This window comes from Algoriphagus sp. (genome assembly GCF_029254265.1).
Classification (GTDB): domain Bacteria; phylum Bacteroidota; class Bacteroidia; order Cytophagales; family Cyclobacteriaceae; genus Algoriphagus.
Window position 1 is genome coordinate 1 of the sequence record NZ_JAQWXX010000097.1, and the last position, 15,557, is coordinate 15,557.

14 protein-coding genes are annotated in these 15,557 nt (G+C 39.7%); 9 read left to right on the forward strand and 5 right to left on the reverse strand.

What is annotated here, in order from left to right; all coding sequences use genetic code 11:
* Positions 1-86: 86 nt before the first annotated feature.
* Complete coding sequence (locus P8O16_RS14550) at positions 87-629, reverse strand: hypothetical protein (RefSeq protein WP_300316168.1); 543 nt, start codon at positions 627-629, stop codon at positions 87-89.
* A gap of 5 nt (positions 630-634) precedes the next feature.
* Entirely contained in the window at positions 635-994 is a 360-nt protein-coding gene (locus P8O16_RS14555; protein ID WP_300316169.1) for a response regulator, read from the reverse strand.
* 313 nt (positions 995-1,307) lie between these two features.
* Between P8O16_RS14555 and P8O16_RS14560 the strand changes: the two genes are divergently transcribed.
* The 5 genes from P8O16_RS14560 to P8O16_RS14580 all read left to right on the forward strand — a co-directional run bounded on the left by P8O16_RS14560 (position 1,308) and on the right by P8O16_RS14580 (position 9,058).
* Positions 1,308-3,002, forward strand: coding sequence for an amidohydrolase family protein (locus P8O16_RS14560; protein WP_300316170.1), 1,695 nt, complete (start codon positions 1,308-1,310; stop codon positions 3,000-3,002).
* A 4-nt stretch (positions 3,003-3,006) separates the two neighbouring features.
* Positions 3,007-4,386, forward strand: coding sequence for an amidohydrolase (locus P8O16_RS14565; RefSeq protein WP_300316171.1), 1,380 nt, complete (start codon positions 3,007-3,009; stop codon positions 4,384-4,386).
* 13 nt (positions 4,387-4,399) lie between these two features.
* Positions 4,400-5,701 (forward strand): amidohydrolase family protein, encoded by a 1,302-nt coding sequence (locus tag P8O16_RS14570; protein WP_300316172.1) that lies wholly within the window; start codon positions 4,400-4,402, stop codon positions 5,699-5,701.
* 79 nt (positions 5,702-5,780) lie between these two features.
* Entirely contained in the window at positions 5,781-6,956 is a 1,176-nt protein-coding gene (locus P8O16_RS14575) for a C40 family peptidase (RefSeq protein WP_300316173.1), read from the forward strand.
* Positions 6,953-9,058, forward strand: a complete 2,106-nt coding sequence (locus tag P8O16_RS14580) for a M28 family peptidase (protein WP_300316174.1) — start codon at positions 6,953-6,955, stop codon at positions 9,056-9,058. The genes P8O16_RS14575 and P8O16_RS14580 overlap by 4 nt, the downstream gene beginning before the upstream one ends.
* 361 nt (positions 9,059-9,419) lie before the next feature.
* On the opposite strand, the gene P8O16_RS14585 is transcribed toward P8O16_RS14580, so the two are convergent.
* The gene (locus P8O16_RS14585) at positions 9,420-9,545 is read right to left on the reverse strand and encodes a hypothetical protein (RefSeq protein WP_300316175.1); all 126 of its coding nucleotides are present in this window, start codon (positions 9,543-9,545) and stop codon (positions 9,420-9,422) included.
* Between the two features lie 143 nt (positions 9,546-9,688).
* Here P8O16_RS14585 and P8O16_RS14590 point away from each other — a divergent pair, with 143 nt between their 5' ends.
* Both P8O16_RS14590 and P8O16_RS14595 read left to right on the forward strand, forming a co-directional pair.
* A complete protein-coding gene (locus P8O16_RS14590; RefSeq protein WP_300316176.1) occupies positions 9,689-10,090 on the forward strand; it encodes a nucleotidyltransferase substrate binding protein in 402 nt (133 codons plus the stop codon).
* Positions 10,091-10,097: 7 nt separating this feature from the next.
* Complete coding sequence (locus P8O16_RS14595; protein ID WP_300316177.1) at positions 10,098-10,427, forward strand: nucleotidyltransferase domain-containing protein; 330 nt, start codon at positions 10,098-10,100, stop codon at positions 10,425-10,427.
* A gap of 87 nt (positions 10,428-10,514) precedes the next feature.
* On the opposite strand, the gene P8O16_RS14600 is transcribed toward P8O16_RS14595, so the two are convergent.
* Entirely contained in the window at positions 10,515-12,080 is a 1,566-nt protein-coding gene (locus P8O16_RS14600; RefSeq protein ID WP_300316178.1) for a S8 family serine peptidase, read from the reverse strand.
* A 277-nt stretch (positions 12,081-12,357) separates the two neighbouring features.
* On the opposite strand from P8O16_RS14600, the gene P8O16_RS14605 reads away from it, so the two are divergent.
* Entirely contained in the window at positions 12,358-12,576 is a 219-nt protein-coding gene (locus P8O16_RS14605; RefSeq protein WP_300316179.1) for a hypothetical protein, read from the forward strand.
* A 234-nt stretch (positions 12,577-12,810) separates the two neighbouring features.
* Here P8O16_RS14605 and P8O16_RS14610 read toward each other — a convergent pair whose 3' ends face one another.
* A complete protein-coding gene (locus P8O16_RS14610; protein ID WP_300316180.1) occupies positions 12,811-13,722 on the reverse strand; it encodes a YafY family protein in 912 nt (303 codons plus the stop codon).
* Positions 13,723-13,841: 119 nt separating this feature from the next.
* Here P8O16_RS14610 and P8O16_RS14615 point away from each other — a divergent pair, with 119 nt between their 5' ends.
* The gene (locus P8O16_RS14615; protein WP_300316181.1) at positions 13,842-15,428 is read left to right on the forward strand and encodes a hypothetical protein; all 1,587 of its coding nucleotides are present in this window, start codon (positions 13,842-13,844) and stop codon (positions 15,426-15,428) included.
* Positions 15,429-15,557: the final 129 nt, after the last annotated feature.

The window sequence follows — 15,557 nt, forward strand, 5'->3', positions numbered from 1 at the left end:
CGGATTCCCTCCATTTACAGAAAAGGGAATAGTATTCTTCGTTGCTTACGTTTTTCATCCTGCAACATTATACAGTCAGGAGGCCTTTAGCAATATGGGGTTGATCGGATGGATACAAAGATTTTGAAATCAGAAAAGTATCCAAATCCAACATTAAACCCTGGTTGAAATGGTGAGTCCTGTGCTAATAATACTAAATCTTGGGAATTGATATTTTTCTTCTCTTCCGGAAAAATATCATTACTTCGAAGCAAGGCTGAAACAAATTCAGAGGCCGCCTCTTGCGTGGAAGGTTCGTCGTAGATTAAATATTGGAAGTTTACTGAGGAAGCTAAAACCGAATCCAATTCTGATCCAAATCTTGTCAGTTGGGAAATTGAATCGATCGGAATCGAATACCAAATACCTATATCTGCTCTTTTCCAGGTAGCAGTATCTTTGGCAGAAAGTTGAAAATCGGCAGGTAATGTAAATCGAAACTTAAGTCCAGGGACCTGCTCTTGATTACTTAGAAATTCAAAAAAACTAGTGGAGTCAGAGAAGTAGGTTTTCTCTTGGCAGAAGGCTGTTGTTGATCCAAAAATCAGAACCAATAAAACTCCTAGTATTCTTTTTTCAACAAAGCTCATTTAACCTATCTCAGAATTCTTTTAACCCGCATGGCAAGTTCATTCGGGTTAAATGGTTTAGAAATAAAATCAGATACCCCAAGATTAAACGCCTCTAGTACGATGGATTCTTCTTCTCCTAAAGAGCTTAGTACTATAATTGGAGTATTAGGTTTTTCCTTCCGCGCATGATGAATGATCTCAATCCCATTTTTGAATGGCATCATTACATCGGTTATAATTAGGTCTGGATTCTCTGTATTTATAGCATGAATTCCTTCGTTTCCATCTCTGACGGTAAGGGTGATATAACCGTCTTTATTCAAGCGAAATTCTACTAAACTAGAGATAAGCAAGTCATCTTCAATGAGTAATATTTTTTTCATAACGATATTAAACGAATGAATAAATATACTAGCTCATTTATAATTTCAGAGTGATTTAACCAATCAAATAAATTTAAAAACAGACCGACAGCTTTTGAATTATTGAAACTGTATCTTAACTACATAAAGAAACCATTGATCAAAAAATAAGGAAGAAAAAAATAATTCCTAAAGGATACTGAAATAGCATTTATTAGCTTGTGAGTTGAAAAAAACCAATCAACTGGATAAAATATGGCGATTGAGAAGTAACAGTTTGGGACTTTCTCACCCCCGTATTTTATTGAATTAAAATTAACCTCACTAAATATTTATGAAAAGAACACTATTCAAAGCAAGTGTGATTTGCATGTTGTTGGGAGGCTCTATCTTATCCACTAAAGGGTTTGCCCAGAGCGACCCCACAGGAAAAAAGAGAGTGACTGATACCTATGCAATTACTAATGCTACTGTTTTCACCGCACCGGGAAAAGCAGGAGTCAAATCCACTGTGCTCATCAAAGACGGTATAATAATGGGTGTTGGCTCCAATCTTAGTATCCCTGCTGAAGCAAGACAGATCGCTGGAGATTCCCTATTTATATATCCGGGATTCATTGATGGTGCAAGCAATGCCGGTATCACTAAACCAAAAGATCCTGAAAGACCAGAAAATTTTGTCTCCTCGAATCCACCGGATGAAATCGCAGGAATAACCCCTTGGAGATCAGCTGTTGATCAATTCGCAATGGATAGCAAGGTAGAGGATCTCAGGAAAAGCGGATTTACATTAATTCAAGTTGTTCCAGAAGGTGGAATGATTGCAGGAAAGTCAGCTGTTATGATCTTGGGAAATGAAGCTTCTGCAAATCTGATTAAAGAGAATACTGCATTGGCAGCAAGCTTCAGAGGAAGTCGCGGGATGTACCCAGGTACAGCTGCAGGTGTTATGGCCAAGTTTAGAGATGTGTATAAAAATGCTGAACTTACTAAAACCAACTCCGACAAATTCGCATCCACCCCAGGAGTAAAAAGACCAGCGATCAATGATACCTATGCTGGTATGAAAGATGTCGTATCCAAAACTACTCCAGTGATGTTTTCTGCATCTTCAGAACTTGAAATCAGAAGAGTTTTGAAACTTCAGAAAGAGTTAGGCTTTAATTTGATTTTGACAGATTTGGAAAACTATGAAGGTGTGATCAATGAAATTAAAGCATCAGGAGCAGGAGTGTTGATTAAGGCCGAGGTTCCTGATGACAAAGCAATTAAAGCTCAGAAAGAGGATGCCGCAGCTGATGTGAAAGCACAATATGCCAGAGTAAAAGAAGCTTATGATAAATCAATTGCTCAAGCCGGAAAATTAGAAGCCGCAGGAATACCATTTGCATTTACAACTGCAGGTGTAAAAACCGGTGATATTGGAAAGTCTTTAAAGACTATGATTGATAATGGATTGTCCGAAACTGCAGCTTTAGCAGCATTAACTACAAATCCAGCAGCAATGATGGGATTAAGCAGAGAAGCAGGAACAATAGAGAAAGGTAAAATGGCCAATCTGGTTTTGACAACGGATTCACTTTTTAGTGCGGACTCACAAATTAAGCATGTAATCGCGGATGGCTACATTTTCGACTACGAGACAAAAGCTAAGAAAAAAGCTTCAGAAGCCGGAAATGCTACTGGTGCTGTGAAAATTGCAGGAAACTGGGACTATACCACTGAAAGTCCTGCAGGAAGTGGTTCTGGAATTGTAGCAATCCAGAAAGAAGGAAACGATTTTGGAGGAACAATAACTTATGACGACCCTTCTGGATCCGGTAAGGCAACAGCTCCGATTAAGGATGTCAAACTAGATGGTAATTCATTATCCTTTGCTTTTGAAGTTAATGCACAGGGTATGTCCATTGTGGTTGAAATTTCGGGAAAAGTAGAAGGTAATTCCATGGAAGGAATTATGGCCGTTGGACAATTTGGTTCATTCCCTTTTGAAGCTACACTCAGCCCATCTCTAACTGCTAAAAACTAAATACATGAAAAAGATAAATTATTTTCTTGCGGCACTGTTGGGATTGAGTTTTTCATTTGCCTCAGCCCAAACTCCGAAAGGCAGTGTGCTAATTAAGAATGCAACAGTACTTACTGTAACCAAAGGTACACTTCAGAATACTGATGTTTTGGTTCAGGATGGCATTATCAAAAAGGTTGGTTCTAACTTGTCCGCTCCATCCGGGGTACAAACTATAGACGCAACAGGTAAATACTTAATGCCTGGTATTATTGATGCTCACTCCCACGTGGGACTTGATGTGGTCAATGAGGCCACCTCGCCTATCACTGCAGAAGTGCAGATGAAGGATGTTGTAAATCCTACCGAAATCGGAATCTACCGAGCTCTTGCTGGTGGAGTAACAATTTCACATGCGATGCACGGTTCTGCAAACGTGATTGGAGGACAAAATGCTACTCTAAAGCACCGTTGGGGAACAAAAAATCCTGATGACATCATCATGGCAGATGCTCCTAGAACGATTAAGTTTGCTCTCGGTGAAAACCCGACTCGAGTTCATGGTAGAGGTAATGGTATCCAACCAAGAAGTAGAATGGGTGTGGAAGCAGTAATCCGAAATGGATTTAACGAAGCCATCCAATACAAAAAAGCTTGGGCTGACTACAATGCTGCTGCTTCTCAAAAAGGAAGTACAGCTACAGCACCAGAGTACGATGAGAGACTTCAGACACTTGTGGATATTTTGGATGGAAAAATCATTATCCACTGCCACTCTTATCGTGCAGATGAAATCTACATGTTGATCAATGTGGCTAGAGATTTCAATATCTCAAAGCTGGTATTCCAACATACAAATGAAGGTTTCAAAGTAGCTCCGGAAATCGCTCAGTATACTATGGGTGCATCTGTATTTGCTGATTGGTGGGCTTACAAGTTTGAAGTGTATTATTCAACAGCCTTCAATGCTGCTATTCTTAATGCGAATGGAGCAATCACTTCTATTAATTCAGATTCAGCAGAATTGATCAGACACCTATATCATGAAGCTGCCAAAACCCAGCGATATGGAGGAATGACAGATGATGAGGCTTTAGCAATGATCACTATCAATCCAGCACGTCAGCTTGGGATCTCTGATAAAGTAGGTTCCATTGAAGAAGGAAAACAAGGTGATTTGGTGATTTTTGATTCACATCCACTGTCAACCTACACTGTTCCACAAATGACTTTTGTGGATGGAGTGAAATACTTTGATATCAAAGAAGACAAAAACGATCAGCGTCTGGCAGTTAGTCCTACCGAAATGGTTGAAGATGTTTATCTCCGTATCGAAACTGAAAGATGTATGCAGGATACCGAGCATCTATTTGAGATGACGAGTACTTTATTTAATCAAAACTAATCACCCCGAAGACATGAAAAGACTAACAAAATCCTTTTTCGCCTTCTTGATCGCCATGCTTCCCATGGTGGCTATGGCTCAGATCGACGGGGAGTTTATTAAACCTCGTTCAGGCAAATTCTTATTGAAAAATGCTACGGTAGTAACCATTACCAAAGGCATCTTGAATAATACTTCAGTACTTGTAGAAAATGGGAAAATCCAGGAAATCGGAACTTCCATTGCTGGAAATGGAGCTGAAGAGATCGATTGTACCGGACTATTTATTTACCCGGGAATGATTGACAGTGGAACCAAATTGGGACTTGCCGAAGTAAGCTCAGTTCCTGAAACTGTTGATTTTTCCGAAGTAGGAAACTTCACTCCTAACATGCAGGCTTTGACTGCAGTCAATCCAAACTCTGAAGCCATTCCGGTTACTCGGGTTTCTGGTGTGACTACAGTATTGACAGTGCCATCAGGAGGCTTATTTCCTGGTACAGCTGCATTGATCAATTTGAATGGCTATACACCAGATCAAATGTATGCAGGTTTCAAGGCGGTTGTAATGAACTTCCCTAGCTCAGGTAGAAGAGGAAGATTTGATCGTAGATCAGATGATGATATCAAAAAAGCCAATGAGAAAGCTTTGAAAGAGGCAAATGAAATCTGGGAAAATGCTAAATCTTACCTTAAACTGAAGAACGAAGGTGCAAGCTTAGAATATTACCCAGAGATGGATCAACTGGCAAAAGTTATCGCTGGAGAACTTCCTTTGCTAGTGCAAGTAGACGCTGCTTCCGATATTCAAAATGCTTTGAAATGGCTGGAAGGAAAAGATGTTAAAGTAATCTTAAGTGGTGTTTCTGAAGGTTGGAGAGTTGCGGATGAAATCGCTAAATCTGGATACCCGGTAATCACAGGTCCTGTTCAGGATCTTCCAACTCGTGAATCTGATCGTTATGACACACCTTATGCGAATGCAGGTAAAATGGCAAAAGCTGGAGTAAAAGTAGCTATCCGAACTGATGAGATCGAAAATGTAAGAAACCTACCTTTCCATGCAGCTTTTGCAGCAAGCTACGGAATGGGAAAAGAAGAAGCATGGAAAGCAGTAACAATAAATGCAGCAGAGATCTTTGGAATTGCAGATCAATATGGTTCTGTAGAGCAAGGAAAAGTAGCTAATTTGATCGTTGCGACCGGTGATCCGTTCGAGACTCAATCTCAGATCATGCATGTGTTTATTGATGGATATAGAATTCCACTTTCAAACAGACACATTCGTCTATACCAGGAATTTCTCGAAAGATCTCCAGGACTTAAGTCTAAGTAATCATTCATAAATTCTTAAACCACAAGAATTACTTTCTGATGAAGGTCTTTCTTGTGGTTTTCTTATTTTTATGAGCCCTATGAAAAAATCTATCCTAGCCTACTCTTTAACCTTCCTTGTACTTTACTCTTCCTGCTCATCAGATTCAGCGGATCAAGAGGTTGCGGTTCTAATCGATGAATACAAATCTGTCTATGCACCTGACAAGCGCGTTGCGCTATGGAATCTAACCTTTGAAAATGATTCGCTCAAAGGAGAAACCGATCAGCTCCAAGCCTACAATGAATTCATTGCAGAATTATCAGCGAGGGAAATCGAGTTTATTGACGCAGTGAATCAGCTTCCGGAAAAGCAGTTAGGGGATCAGGTCAAGGCACTCGTGACCATTTCAGTGGCCAACATCCGAAGCCAACCTAAGCATTCAGCCGAATTAGCTACCCAAGCCTTGATGGGTACACCGCTTAATGTGTTAAAAGAAGATGATGGCTGGTTTCTAGTCCAAACTCCAGATCAATACTTATCTTGGGTTGATCGAGCTGGAATTCAGCTGATGACTGAGGAGGAAATGGAGAACTGGTATCGTTCACCCAAATTAGTTTTTACCGATTTGGTGGGATATGTCTGGAAAAGCCCAGATACCAAGGAAATGATTTCAGATCTAGTTGCAGGGGATATTTTGACCATCGAGAATGAAAGCATCAGCCATTATTTAGTTTCCCTTCCAGATCAACGCAAAGGTTGGATTGAGAAATCAAAAGCTCAAGATTGGGAAACTTGGATCTCCTCCAGAAACACAAGTCCTGAAAATTTGATCTCCACGGCAAAGCAGATGATGGGATCACCTTACCTCTGGGGAGGCACTTCCATCAAAGGAATGGATTGTAGCGGCTTTACCAAGACAATATTTTATCTCAATGGTCAGATTATTCCTCGTGATGCTTCTCAGCAAATAAATGAAGGTGAATTGATCGATGCAGACAAAAATTGGGAGAAACTTCAAGTTGGAGATCTTCTTTTCTTTGGTGAAAAAGCTACTTCCGATAAAAAAGAAAAAGTGGTCCATGTGGGAATGTGGATTGGAAATGGAGAATTTATACATTCCAGAGGTCTGGTTAGAATCTCCAGCTTCGATCCCGAAAATCCTAACTATGACGAATACGAACTTAACCGATACCTAAGGACAAAACGAATTGTCAATGTACCTTCTGAGCATGTCCTTTCAGTTTCAAAATTACTTACAACCAATCAGCCATGAAGATATTAAAACCCTTACTTAGCCTAAGCCTTCTTACAACTGTAAGCTTTGGACTTGAGGCTCAGCAATTGGATGGTTTTTTCCAAAAAAGCCAGTCCAAAGAAAAAACAATTGAACAAGAATATTTGAATGCAGTCAAATTTGACCGATTCAAAGTGCATTTGAAGGAACTTACCAAAGCTCCTCACATCGCAGGAACTCCGGAAAATGAAGCTGTAGCTGCTTACATGACGAAGGTGATGAGCGATGCTGGAATGGACGTAAAAACTCATCCCTATGATGTCTATCTGCCAAATGATCCAGGAGAATCTTTGCTGCAGATCATTAGTCCTGAGACCATGACACTTTCGCAGCAGGAAGGACCGATTCCGGGGGATGAATTCTCAACAGATCCCCGCCTCCATAAAGGATTCAATGCTTTTTCTGGATCAGGTGATGTCACTGCTGAAGTGGTCTATGCGAATTATGGCACTAAGGCTGACTTCGAAAAGTTGGCTGAAATGGGTGTGGATTTAAAAGGTAAAGTAGTGATCGCACGCTATGGAGGCAATTTCAGAGGCTACAAAGCAAAATTCGCTGAGGAATCCGGAGCTGCCGCTTTGATTATCTATACCGATCCGGAAGATTCCGGTTCTGGGAAAGGCGGAGTGTATCCAGATGGCCCTTTCTTCAACGAAACAACTATACAGCGAGGCTCATTACTAACTTTGGATTATACAGGAGATCCCTTAACTCCATTTAAGCCAGCACTTCCAAGAGATGGTGCAAAACAAGCCAAAAGACTGGATCCATCTGAAGTTGCTTTTCATACCATTCCAGTTTCCCCTATTGGATATGGCGCCGCAAAAGAAATCCTAAGCCGAATGAAAGGTTCCGCTGTACCCGAAGCTTGGCAAGGCGGATTGCCATTTGACTATAAAATAACGGGAGGATCTGATCTGAAAGTGCGAGTTATGGTAGATCAGAAATCAGACTTTATCCGTGCTAATAATGTCATTGGAACTTTTGTCGGAAGCAAATATCCCGATGAGTGGATTATCCTAGGAAGCCACTATGATGCTTGGAGCTTTGGAGCAACTGACCCCAATTCAGGAACTGCAATGATGCTGACTTTGGCTGAGGCCATTGGTGAATTAGTGAAAAATGGTGAAGCCCCTGCCCGATCTATTATGATTGGACATTGGGATGCCGAAGAGCAAGGAGTGATTGGTTCTACCGAGTGGGTAGAGCAATACCAAAAAGAACTGGGAGCCAAAGCAGTAACTTATATGAACTTTGATGGTGGAGTATCAGGCAGAAATTTCGGTATTTCTTCTGCCCCTACCTTGAAAAATTTGATCATAGAAGCTTCCAAAGAAGTTCAATACCCGGATTCCTCGAAAACTGTTTTTCAGGTATGGGCTGGTAAAAATGAAGAGCCAAGGATAGGAAACCTTGGAGGTGGTTCGGATCATATTGCATTTTATATGCATGTGGGCGTACCAAGTTTGAGTGGTGGAGTTGGTGGACCTACAGCCTATCATTCCAATTATGACAATTTCAATTACTACAGCAAATTTGTGGACCCTAGCTTCAAAATGGGCGGTACAGTGGCTCAGGTGATTGGGATCCTTACACTTCGACTTGCAAATGCGGAAGTGATTCCTTACGATGTTTCCCGCTATGCGCAAGACCTTCGTGGACACTTTGACAATGCTGTTAAAAATGTAAAAACCATCGCTCCTGATTTCAATTCATTTGATCAAGTCGATGCAGCAATCAAGAAATTGGAACTGAGTTCTGCTGCTTATGAGACCGCATTGAATGGCGCTTTGACTTCAGACAACCTGTCTTCAAAAACTATTCATAAGCTAAACGAAGGTTTACTGGCCTTGGAGAAAAGTTGGATTGATCCAAAAGGAATGTATTATGGCAGTTGGTATCGTTCGCTTTATGTGAGTAACGATCCATTCTCGGGTTATGCTTCATGGATTCTTCCAGGTATTCAATATGAGGTAGAAATCAAATCTACTGACCGCTTGGAAGAATGGGATACCCGCTATGCGAAAGCGATTCTTGATCTGAGCAAGAAGGTGGATAAGTTGACTAAAAGAATCAAGTGATTTTCAAGTCAGAAGTATGAAGTGAGAAATCTGACAATTTGAATCTAAAAAAGGGCGAATGATTATTCGCCCTTTTGCATTTAGATTCGAAATATTTTTAAAAGTACTACCACGATTTAATGGAGTCGGCATGGAGGTTTTTGGTTAGAAAAGCTGAAAAACATTCTTTGTACATTTTATGAATATACTGAGTCAAATTCTCTTATAGAATGTGTCAACCGAAGGTTTCTGAAGTTTATCATTCTTAGGGCGCGGTGGGTAGACATGGAAGCGGGCCGGCGGTGGCATGTGGGGAGAAGCATTTCCATGTCTTGGGCCCACCCGCATACCTGGCTCTTCACTATAAATGCCCACTGGGCATTTACTTCACGCTCAGCCCTCTTTTTGGGCCAAGCCAAAAGAAGGAAGAATAGCCTAGAAATGGATTGACCGTACCGTCATCATTTAAAATGAAATGTTTTAGAGCTACAATCAGATTATACTCCATGAAATCGCTGTGTTGAAGAATATTTTTCCAGCCCTACATAAAACATATTTCCACAAAGTAAGGGTAGAACCTTTTTAAAGAATAGAAGTTTTAAATTTCTTAGGCATTGTAAGCTTTGATTTGAAAATTTTATAAATTAAATCATGGAAAATCAAGACATACGTTGGAAACAGCGTTTTGATAATTTTAAAAAGGCCTTTGCACAATTGGATAAAGCGGTCCTACAGGGAGACTTAAATGAATTGGAAAGACAAGGATTAATCAAGGCTTTTGAATATTCTTATGAATTGGCTTGGAATACTTTAAGAGATTTTCTTTTGAGTAAAGGGTATTCAGATATTATCGGATCCAAAGATAGTTTTCGACTTGCTTTTCAGTTGGGATTAATTGAAAATGGTAATCTTTGGATGGATATGGTCAGGAGTAGAAATCTTACCAGCCATACTTATAATTTGGAAACAGCGGTATCTATTGAAGAAGAAATAGAGAAAAATTACCACAGGATGTTCAAGCAATTGATTGATAGGCTTGATCAAGAACTCTAATTTCCCCATGATGTATAAAGAAATTAAAGCCAAAGAAATTGGACTGTCAGAAAGCGATCTAAATGAGATTAGAGATTTTGCTCGGAAAAATAAAAAAATCATGCAAGTAGTGTTGTATGGTTCTCGTGCTAAAGGTAATTACAAACCTGGTAGTGATCTTGATTTGGTTTTAATAGGCGATAAGTTAGAATTGGCAGATCAGCTTTCTTTTTGGGCGGATTTAGATGAAAGTTGGCAGCCTTATTTTTTTGATGTGGCAATTCTTCAAAATATCAAGAATGATGAATTACTTGACCACATAAACCGGGTTGGTAAAGTGATATATGAGAAACTCTAATGACCTATATACTATCAAGGAGAATTAAAAAGCCCCGAATTTCAAGAATTCGGGGCTTTTTAATTGCTCACGAAGAAAAACAATCTGCTAATAAACTCCCAAAGCTGCAGCTGCATTTAGATTGCCATAGCCATATTCAGAGCTTTTATTTGGATAAAGTGCTGAGGTGGATCTCATTTGATTCAACACTTGGTCTCTATTCCATCCTGGATTTTTTGACCAGATTAATGCTGCTATACCTGAAGCAGTGGCAGTTGCAACAGAAGATCCTCCCACTGTAGCAGGCGTATCACTGTATAAAGCAGTAGTCAAAGGCTTATTTTCAGTACCAGATCGCTCCATTACTACTGTGAATTCTACCTGAGACCCAGAATGACAAGTGCTGCATCGCTGATATCCATTTCCTTCTTTTACACCAGTGACTGCCACTGTTTCAGACATGGTAGCAGGAAAAATGACCCCTACCCAATTTGTAAAGGTAGTTGAGGTTCCTGCTGCCGCAAAAATGAGCTTGCCACGATTGTGTGCATACCGGACAGCATCAGCCACTTTGGAGTTTGAGAATAAATCTCCAATTGACATACTAATGATTTTCACATCACTTCTTTTACCCAAAAGAACCAAAGCATCAGCTACTCCGTCTTTTTCATTTCCAGCATTAAAAATCACATCACTTGTTCCTCTGACAGAAATAAGATTAGAATTGTAAGCGACCCCTACAGCATTTCCTACCGTATTTCTTGGGGAGGCAACAACTCCTGACATCGCTGTACCGTGACCGCACTGATCATTTGGACCATCTGGACGCTTCCACCACCAAAATCCAGTTTGGTAAGTACCAAAAGCTTGCACGCTTCTATTGGAAGATTCCCCGCTATTGAATTGGGCATTCAACATAGGTTGATTTGGGGATAATCCCGTGTCAATTACACCTACCGTAATCCCTGCTCCTGTACTTTGACTCCAAGCCTGAGAGATTCCCATTTGATCATAGTTCCAAGAGGCTTTAGCATTTGGAGAAACACTGACAAAATCTCCAGCAGGAATTCCACTATCTGGTTCATTGGAGCATCCCGCATCACTCAGGATTCTCTCATTTTCATTTTGATTCAGTAGGTTGTAGTCAAATTCATAGCTTCTAGGTTCAAAATACCGTAATTCACCCATATTTCGAAGATTTTGTAAGACCCGAATATTGGTCACCTTCATTTCGAGATAAGGCAAATCCTCATGAATACTCGCTGCTTCATCCTCTGTTCTTGCTTGAGGAGTAGCTTTTCTCCCCATTGATTCATTGACCACAGAAATAATTTTTGAAGCCGCATTTTGCCAAGTGGAACTAGAGACATCTTCAATTCCAATTCTTGAATTTGGTTGTTGAATATCTGCCGGTTGATAGCCGATAGTCAGTGTAGAGTCTGAATACATCAGCGCACTAAATACCAATTCATCTGATTGATTTGCCCAAATGAAATCTCCTGTTTCATTGAGGGATTTCAAGATGAATTGATCGATCTCTGATTGAGGTATCAAGGTGGTTTGGACCTCGGCTTGATTCTGATTCTGAATCACCGGTTGCTCTTCCTGATCACAGGAAAACAGTACTAGGCCAACTGAAAAAAGGCCTAAAATAAGTTTGGTTTTTTGTAACATGATTAAAAAGGATTTGATGAAAAATAGATACAGAAAGGAATTTAAAAATTAAAGCCTTGAATACCAATATTTAAAAAAATAGATTTCTTTTCTCAAGCGATCAATTTGAAAGCCTAAAATGGTAATTTAAAAGAAATAGAGGTTCTAACCTTAAGTTAGTGGAAGACTTAAATAACTGAAATTTTATAAAGGAACTAATTGGGAATAAGGAAAGATCAATCATCGGGATTTTGGAGGGATAGATGCAAAAGAAAAGGCGAAGAACATCAAATTTAAAATGTATCCATTCATCAGCTATTCCAAGCTCGGGATGATTTGGCTGACCTTAAGTCTGCGGGCAAACTGCATCTTCCAACTTTATACCAAAAGCTTAATTGGATGCGGTGGGAAAGTCGCGGCAGCGAGCCGAGCGCTGGAATGCGGGGGGAAGCATTGCCGGCGACTAGGCCTTTTGGTACTTTTGGGCTATGCCAAAAGTACAGAATCAAAAAAGTGAGGGATCTGTTAGGATTCTCGATTGGAAGTAAGAAATCGAGAATGATTGTAAAGTCATATATTTCAATGATTATAATCCATGCTAAATTCCGTGTGACCGATAAAAAAACAAATATAAACACATGAAATGGAACTATTTGACTTCGTCGACAGATCTTGGATAAGGAAATTGTAGCCGCACCAAAGTTTTGTATTCATTAAATTGGTAGTAGAACCGAAATAAAAAAACTTCAATTCAAAAATTCACTCGAGCCAATTGCTCATTCAAATAGGACTTCATCTCCTCCCCTTCCTCAACCGTAATTTCTCCCGGAAGCCCTAATATAAACCTTGCCAAACCTGGAAGCTGAGGGATTTCTCCATTGAAAAAATAGCTGTTCCGATTCTTGATATACATAAATGGCCGGGCATTGGGATGCTCCTCCATCATCAATTGATAGGCCTTTTTACTAAGCTTCAATTTGACCAGAAATTTATTCTTTCCGGAAAATCCAAAAAGTTGTGTTCCGGGCAACACATGCTTGGATTCGAAAGACCATGGGATTTGACTTAATACCACCTCTCCGATTCGTTCGATCTTAAAAACTTTCATGCTTTTACTTTCGATCTCAAAGGCATGAATCGCTTCGTAATTGGATGAAAAAGCAACTGGCTCCACCAATCGATCGCTTGTGATATCAGAACTCAGGGAATAGTAATCCTTCAACCAGACCTGAACCTTCTCCTGAATTCCCTTTCCAATTTCATCCACCAATCTTCCAAGATTGGCCTTAAACAGTTCTTCAGTCACCTTTTTCACTTCGGATCGTACGGCCAACTTCTTCAGAATAGAATCGTGGAGCAAATTTCCCTTCCCCTGACTTTCAATCATGCTTCGAAGCCATTGGCTTTCTTCTGCAGAAAATGCTCCATAATTCAGGGTTTGATCCATTCCAGTCTGTTGCTGTATCTTGTATTTGCTGTATTCCTTAACCACCTCAAATCCCAGAGCATCCAGCAATTTAAAATAGCGATAGATCGTACGCTCATCTGTTTCAAGTAATTCTGCCAATCGATGAACCGGCTTACCAATGTTACTTTGCAGTAAATTGATCAGTTTGAAAACCCGTAAAATCTTCTGCTGTTCGATCTGAGATGCTTGCGCCATTGCTTTTGTATTTAGAACTCCAAATTAAAGAATGAATCCCTGATCCAAAAACCGGATGACAGTTATTGTCATTTTTGATCATCAAGCTCAAAAGAAAATATTTCGGCTATTTTTGAGCAATGAGTCAATCTTCCATAGATATCAAAGCACAAGTCAAGAGATATCAAATCTCTTTTTTCGCGGTGTTTTTTCTAATTACCTATTGGTGGGTAGGCTTCGATGGGATCACCTTCAGTGATGATGTATTTTATATTTTGGCGGGAGAAAGCTTCTGGAATGGAAGTATGGTTTTTTCGGATTATCACTTCAGCACGCGTTGGGGAGCTTATATTCCAGCTGGGCTGATCGGATATCTATTTGGAAATGATCCCCATACGGTTTCTGCAATTTCCTTGATCAGTTATATCGCCACTTATTTCTTACTTCTTAGAATTACTAAAGGCAACTTACAATTGACTTGGATGAGTCTTTGGTTCTGTTCACAGATTTATTTCCTTCATTTCTTGACCAAAGTCTATCCGGATTCAATCTTAGTATTTTGGGTTTGTTTGGTACCCTTTGCCACGATTTATCGGCATCAGCATCCGATCAAAGCTGGAATCCTTCTAGTATTTGCGCTTTTTATGGGTTTTCTTACCAAAGAAACGATTGTATTCTTAGCTCCTTTCCCTATACTACTTTTCTACTTTGATCGAAAAGAAGGAAATGTAAATTTCAAATTCTACACTTGGATAGTACTTACTGGAATCATTGTCGGTGTAACTTATTTAGGGTATTTCTGGATTGCTTTTGGAGATCCATTTTATCGAATCACTTCAATAAATGCAGGTCATTACATTTCCGAATTCACCTATGCAGACAAAGGTTTCTGGTCAATCTGGAAGCGATTGACCATTCTTCCCTTTCAAACCTTTGTAGAGCGAGCTTATTGGCCATGGTTGGTTTTTGCATTGCCAGGCTTGATTTTCGGATTAAAGAATAAAGATTGCTCCTCTTTTAGCTTTTCAATCTCGTTAATCTGCCTTCTCGTAGGATTCTGGTTTATGAGTTCCACGTTGGAGTTTTACAATCCCATTTACCTGAATCCTCGTCACTTGATTATTCTGATTCCTATTCTTGCCTATTTGATTGGATCGGGTTGGGAAAAATGGCAAACAAATAGAAAGTGGCAGATTCGAATTGCAGGATTTTTGATCTTGGGTGTAGTTTTCGCCTTTCTAATGCAGGATTGGAAAATGGCAGCATTCAACGCTGTATTAATCCTTCCGGTTTTTCTTAGAAATCAAAAATTCCAATTGATTTCCTTACTGCTTATCTTAATTCTGCCTGCGATGTATTCGATCTATTATCAAAAGAATCTCAAGCAGTATGAGAATTTAATTGAAATACTAAGTGCGGAAACTCAAGGTATTGATTTAGAAGAACCTATATATTCCCATAGCTTCCTGGATTTTAGTAAAAAATTACTAATCCCAAATGATTCAATGGCTCAGGAATTAATCATTCCTTTGTACAAATTCCCTACAGATTTTCGCGTTTTTCCTTCAAGATTAAAAGTCTTGATTTACGAATATTACCAACATGCCTACCCAGAAGAACAAGTGGATATGGATGCCATCAATCCATGGCTTGAGAAAAACTATGAGCTCGTCGAAGAACGGAAATCCGGGAATGTATTAGTGTATGAATATGCTTTGAAGGAATGATTTTGAAATAGGCTTCATGAAAGATACCTTCGATGAAATACACTTTGTGAAATATGCTTCGCGAAATAGGGCTTCGCAGAAATACATCTTTGATGAGATATGCTTCGCGAAATAGGGCTTCGCAGAAAT

Excerpts from the sequence above, each read along its gene's own strand:
- P8O16_RS14550 (WP_300316168.1), bottom strand. The coding sequence starts at position 629 with ATGAGCTTTGTTGAAAAAAGAATACTAGGAGTTTTATTGGTTCTGATT.
- P8O16_RS14555 (WP_300316169.1), bottom strand. The coding sequence starts at position 994 with ATGAAAAAAATATTACTCATTGAAGATGACTTGCTTATCTCTAGTTTA.
- P8O16_RS14560 (WP_300316170.1), top strand. The coding sequence starts at position 1,308 with ATGAAAAGAACACTATTCAAAGCAAGTGTGATTTGCATGTTGTTGGGA.
- P8O16_RS14565 (WP_300316171.1), top strand. The coding sequence starts at position 3,007 with ATGAAAAAGATAAATTATTTTCTTGCGGCACTGTTGGGATTGAGTTTT.
- P8O16_RS14570 (WP_300316172.1), top strand. The coding sequence starts at position 4,400 with ATGAAAAGACTAACAAAATCCTTTTTCGCCTTCTTGATCGCCATGCTT.
- P8O16_RS14575 (WP_300316173.1), top strand. The coding sequence starts at position 5,781 with ATGAAAAAATCTATCCTAGCCTACTCTTTAACCTTCCTTGTACTTTAC.
- P8O16_RS14580 (WP_300316174.1), top strand. The coding sequence starts at position 6,953 with ATGAAGATATTAAAACCCTTACTTAGCCTAAGCCTTCTTACAACTGTA.
- P8O16_RS14585 (WP_300316175.1), bottom strand. The coding sequence starts at position 9,545 with ATGGAGTATAATCTGATTGTAGCTCTAAAACATTTCATTTTAAATGAT.
- P8O16_RS14590 (WP_300316176.1), top strand. The coding sequence starts at position 9,689 with ATGGAAAATCAAGACATACGTTGGAAACAGCGTTTTGATAATTTTAAA.
- P8O16_RS14595 (WP_300316177.1), top strand. The coding sequence starts at position 10,098 with ATGATGTATAAAGAAATTAAAGCCAAAGAAATTGGACTGTCAGAAAGC.
- P8O16_RS14600 (WP_300316178.1), bottom strand. The coding sequence starts at position 12,080 with ATGTTACAAAAAACCAAACTTATTTTAGGCCTTTTTTCAGTTGGCCTA.
- P8O16_RS14605 (WP_300316179.1), top strand. The coding sequence starts at position 12,358 with ATGTATCCATTCATCAGCTATTCCAAGCTCGGGATGATTTGGCTGACC.
- P8O16_RS14610 (WP_300316180.1), bottom strand. The coding sequence starts at position 13,722 with ATGGCGCAAGCATCTCAGATCGAACAGCAGAAGATTTTACGGGTTTTC.
- P8O16_RS14615 (WP_300316181.1), top strand. The coding sequence starts at position 13,842 with ATGAGTCAATCTTCCATAGATATCAAAGCACAAGTCAAGAGATATCAA.